Raw genomic sequence first — 4458 nt, forward strand, 5'->3', positions numbered from 1 at the left:
CTAACGGCCGACCTGATACTGGTGGATGCTCCTTGCTCAGGTGAAGGAATGTTTAGAAAGGAGCCAGCCGCTATTGATAATTGGTCGGAAGCCAATATCTCGCTATGCACGCTTAGGCAACGAGAGATCCTAGACGAGGCGTGGATGATGCTGGAAGAGGGAGGCCACTTAATATATAGCACCTGTACCTACAACAGGGACGAAAATGAGGAGCAACTCCACTACCTCCAAAGCAAATATCCACTCAAGTTGCTGCGCATTGACCTTCCAACTGAATGGGGTATTTGGGAGCGAGAGGAGGGCGTTTATAGTCTGATGCCCCATCGTGTTGAGGGCGAAGGGCTAACTATTTTTGCCGTAGAGAAATGTGGAGGGGATACCTCCCCAAAAGCAGGTAAACCTCAAACAACCTCTACTACTCCTCCATTGCTCGCCTCGCTATTTGAGAGAGAAAATCTATATGAGCACCGCGGTACGTGGTATCATCTTAGTAAAGCTGGGCAAGAGGTACTATCTTTGCTCAAAGGGGTACAAGTACTCACGGGTGGTGTGCCACTTGGTACGCAAAAGGGCAAAGACTTTCTCCCTGCACACGGCTGGGCAAGCAGTGCCCCATTGGCCACCAAAGCTCCTTTTCCAAGATATGAAGCGACCGATGAGGAGGTGCTTCGTTTTCTAAAGCGGGAGGTACTCAATATTGAGAGTGAGCGTGGCATCAATCTCCTCACCTATCAAGGCATTCCACTTGGCTTTATCAAGCAGGTGGGGAATAGAGCTAATAACCTTTATCCACGGCACTTGGCTCTCCGCAATAGCTCATTAACCACAAAAGACATTCCCAATTGGATAACCTTATGATAAAGAAATACCTACTACTCATCACTCTACTCCTGGGCTTGTCTAATGCCCATGCAGAAGCCCCTCGGATCAGTCTGCTCACTTGCGGACCTACCGACGAGTATGTGTTTTATCTTTATGGGCACACTGCCCTACGCGTACAGTACGGAGATACCGACTTGGTATATAATTATGGTTACTTCTCGTTAGAGCAGAAAAACTTCCTTATCAACTTTATGATTGGTAAGCCGATGTACTCACTAGGGGTGACCACATTCCAAGACTTTCTTTGGGAGTACTCGGCACAAGGAAGAGAAGTAGTAGAGCAAGAGCTTGCCCTCACAGATGAGGAAGCAACATTGCTTTCGGACAAGCTCAATTGGAATGCACTGCCGGAGAATAGAGACTATCAGTACAATTTCTACTTTGATAATTGTGCCACCCGCCCTAGGGATATGATAGAAGAGGCGGTAGGTGGACTAAGGTACGACTTCCCCTTAGATCAGCTTCCTACATTTAGAGAGGCGATTAGGGGCAAAAGCCACACTGCCATTTGGTACACTCTAGGAGCCGATATCTGCCTTGGCTGGAAGAGCGACCGACAGATGAGCCTTAGGGATGCCGGCTTTTTACCAGAGTTATTGGCCCAAGAGATGGACACCGCACGGCGTGTTGACACTGGCGAACTTTTGGTAACCAAAAAGACTACTTGGGTGCCACAGACGCGGGTCATCAATAACCCAGTGGAGAAGTGCCATTTTCCGCTTATTGTCTTTCTTTTGATTGGGCTCTACCTCTACCTACTCAAGTGGGGCAAATGGGATAAAGCACGCGTCGTCAGTGAGAAGGTGTTATATGCACTTCTGGCTATTGGTGGAGTGACCGTTTGGTTTTTAGCCCTCTTTTCTGAGCACCCACATACTTGGCCCAATGCCAATATGCTATTCCTGCATCCCTTTTGGCTATGGTTGGTATTCACCCATGGCAGGAAAAACTGTCATAGTTCCAATAAGTGGCTCTATTTTTGTAACTTTGTAGCCATAGCTCTCTACCTCCTATCAAGTACCTTCCAAAGGCTACCAATAGACCTTCCAGTACTGGCATTGGTAGTGGCGTGGAATCAGATAGATAGATGGAGAGCCTGCAGAAATAAGGCACGTACAGATGAATAAGTTACTTACAGGGCTAGTCTCGCTCTTTACCCTTTGTCAGGTGGGTGTGCTACAAGCACAGACCCCCCGATTGGTGCTACTCATCACCGTGGAGGAGCTCCGAAGCGATCTACTGGAAGAGCTCTCTAAGGAGATGCCCCATGATGGGGTTAATCGCTTGCTTTCTAAGGGAAGAGTCTACAGCGAAGTTCAATCCCCTCTACTGAGTGCTGATGCAACTGCCTCCGAAGCTATCATCCACACTGGAGCTCTTGCTTCGGCTTCTGGTATTTCGGAGCGACAGCCAACCCTGAAGGAGCGAAGTGGAAGGAGAGTCCCAACTAACTCTATCTTTCAAGACAAGAACTACCTAGGGTATGCCACTTCTGGCAACTATTCGCCCTTGGCCCTCACCTCACCTACCCTCGGGGATAATCTCAAAAGCGCCTATGGCTCTAAATCGCTCGTCTATAGCATCGCTCCTCGAGCAGAGGAGGCAATTATCGGGGCTGGGGTCTATGGCGATGCCGCTTACTGGATTGATGGGTACTCTGCAAGATGGGCCAGTAGCACCTACTACTCAAGGGAGTTCCCTTGGTATATTGATAAAACCAACTCTGGCACTTCATCTCTGCCAACACGGCTTAGCAGTGGGATAACGTGGCAACCACTATCGACCCAATCCCGCATCCCCACCACCAGTTCCTTTAACCATAGTTTCCGCAAGACGACAAGCGACATTGCGGACTTTAAGGATAGCCCACTCGTCAATGACGAAGTGGCTTCCCTTGCCCGCAAACTCTTTGAAAGCACTCAGCTAGGCAAAGACGAGACGCCCGACCTTCTTTCGCTACACCTCACGGTAGGCAATGCCAATAAAGCAGCTCAAGGTCTCTCAAGAGAGACTATTGAGAGCTACTTCCGACTGGATCGGACGATTGCTTCGTTGCTACAATTAGTTGATGCCAAGTCCACCCTTGTTATCCTGACAGGGAATGGCATGTCGAGGGAATACCCGCCTACTGACATAGACGATCGCAGGCTATTCAAGCCCGATCGTTGCCTAGCACTAGTCAATATGTACCTGCATGCTGAGTATGGGGTGCAAGGGCTAGTGGAGGAGATCACCCCTACTGGGGCGGTCTATCTCAATAGAGAAATCATCAAAAGCAATCCAAAGATTCACCTCAAGGAGATCCAAAGTGCCGTTAGTGACTTTCTGCTAGAGTTTAGTGGCATCTCATATGCCATTGAGGAGCATCGGTTGCGAGATCAAGCGATTGCCAATAGCGACAATGCTACTTGGCTCACGGCACTCAATAGTGCCACCAATGCCAATCGACCAGATGTGGTCTTCGGTCTGCTTCCCAGTTGGACAGCCCAAGACCTATCTACCGAAAGAGGAGTCGCGAAGTACCGAATGACGGCGACCCCTACCACCACTGTAATTATGTACCCCAGCGTTGAGGCTGAAAAGATAGATACCCCGCTCGATCTCAGAGAAGTCTCTACCAAGATTGCGTGGATTCTCCGAATCAGGCCACCCACGCCACGCTCTATATTGAGATAGCGATAACCGACAGAATTAAAGATAATAGACAACAACGATATATATGGGATTTTTAGACTTTATTACCAAGATATTTGGCAACAAATCACAGCGAGACCTCAAAGAGATTACTCCGTTAGTAGATAAAATTAAGGAGCAGTACGAGCAGGTGAAAGTGCTATCTCACGATCAACTTCGTGAGCGTACGGCACAAATTCGCCAAAGCATCCAAGATGAGGTGAAGCCAGAACGTCAGCAGATCCAAGAGCTTAAAAAAGGGATTGACGAGCTAGACCTCTCGGAGCGTGAAGCTGCATGGGAGCAAATTGATAAGCTCGAGGAGACGATCCTCGACAAGATGGAAGGGAAGCTCAATGAGGTACTCCCCGAGGTCTTTGCCATTGTCAAGAGTACGGCACAGCGTTTTGCCGACAACGAGGAGATGACGGTCACCGCGACACAGTTTGACCGCGACCTCTCCGTCAATCATGACTTCGTACACATAGAAGGCGATAAGGCGATCTACAAGAATGAGTGGATGGCAGGAGGTAACCTCACCAAGTGGGATATGGTTCACTACGATGTGCAGCTCATAGGAGGTGTGGTGTTGCACCAAGGTAAGATTGCCGAGATGGCAACTGGAGAGGGAAAGACCTTAGTGGCCACTCTTCCAGTATTCCTCAATGCCCTCACGGGCAATGGCGTGCACGTGGTAACCGTCAACGACTACCTCTCCAAGCGTGACGCCGAGTGGATGGGACCTATCTATATGTTCCATGGCATCAGCGTAGATTGTATCGATAAGTATCAGCCCAATTCACCGGAGCGCCTTCGTGCCTACAATTGTGATATCACCTTCGGTACCAACAATGAATTTGGCTTCGACTACCTTCGTGATAATATGGCTCGCACCCCTGCCGA

3 protein-coding genes and 1 pseudogene are annotated in these 4458 nt (G+C 49.1%); all 4 read left to right on the forward strand.

Annotated elements, in window-relative coordinates; genetic code table 11:
* Window positions 1–858, forward strand: an 858-nt coding sequence (locus QVO39_RS08435; RefSeq protein WP_502685078.1) for a methyltransferase RsmF C-terminal domain-like protein, incomplete at its 5' end; no start/stop codon positions are given.
* On the forward strand, window positions 855–2009 hold the full coding sequence (locus tag QVO39_RS08440; RefSeq protein ID WP_021903799.1) for a lipoprotein N-acyltransferase Lnb domain-containing protein: 1155 nt from the start codon (window positions 855–857) through the stop codon (window positions 2007–2009). The genes QVO39_RS08435 and QVO39_RS08440, both read left to right, overlap by 4 nt.
* Complete coding sequence (locus tag QVO39_RS08445; RefSeq protein ID WP_021903800.1) at window positions 2002–3558, forward strand: alkaline phosphatase family protein; 1557 nt, start codon at window positions 2002–2004, stop codon at window positions 3556–3558. Before QVO39_RS08440 ends, QVO39_RS08445 begins: the two co-directional genes overlap by 8 nt.
* Before the next feature lie 43 nt (window positions 3559–3601).
* A pseudogene (gene secA / locus QVO39_RS08450) lies at window positions 3602–4458 on the forward strand (preprotein translocase subunit SecA); the annotation flags it as partial.

The organism is Porphyromonas sp. CAG:1061 (assembly GCF_000435035.1).
Lineage (GTDB): Bacteria > Bacteroidota > Bacteroidia > Bacteroidales > Porphyromonadaceae > Porphyromonas_A > Porphyromonas_A somerae.

What these genes read in the sequence shown, in the direction of transcription:
- QVO39_RS08440 (WP_021903799.1), top strand. Translation starts at nt 855, where the DNA reads ATGATAAAGAAATACCTACTACTCATCACTCTACTCCTGGGCTTGTCT.
- QVO39_RS08445 (WP_021903800.1), top strand. Translation starts at nt 2,002, where the DNA reads ATGAATAAGTTACTTACAGGGCTAGTCTCGCTCTTTACCCTTTGTCAG.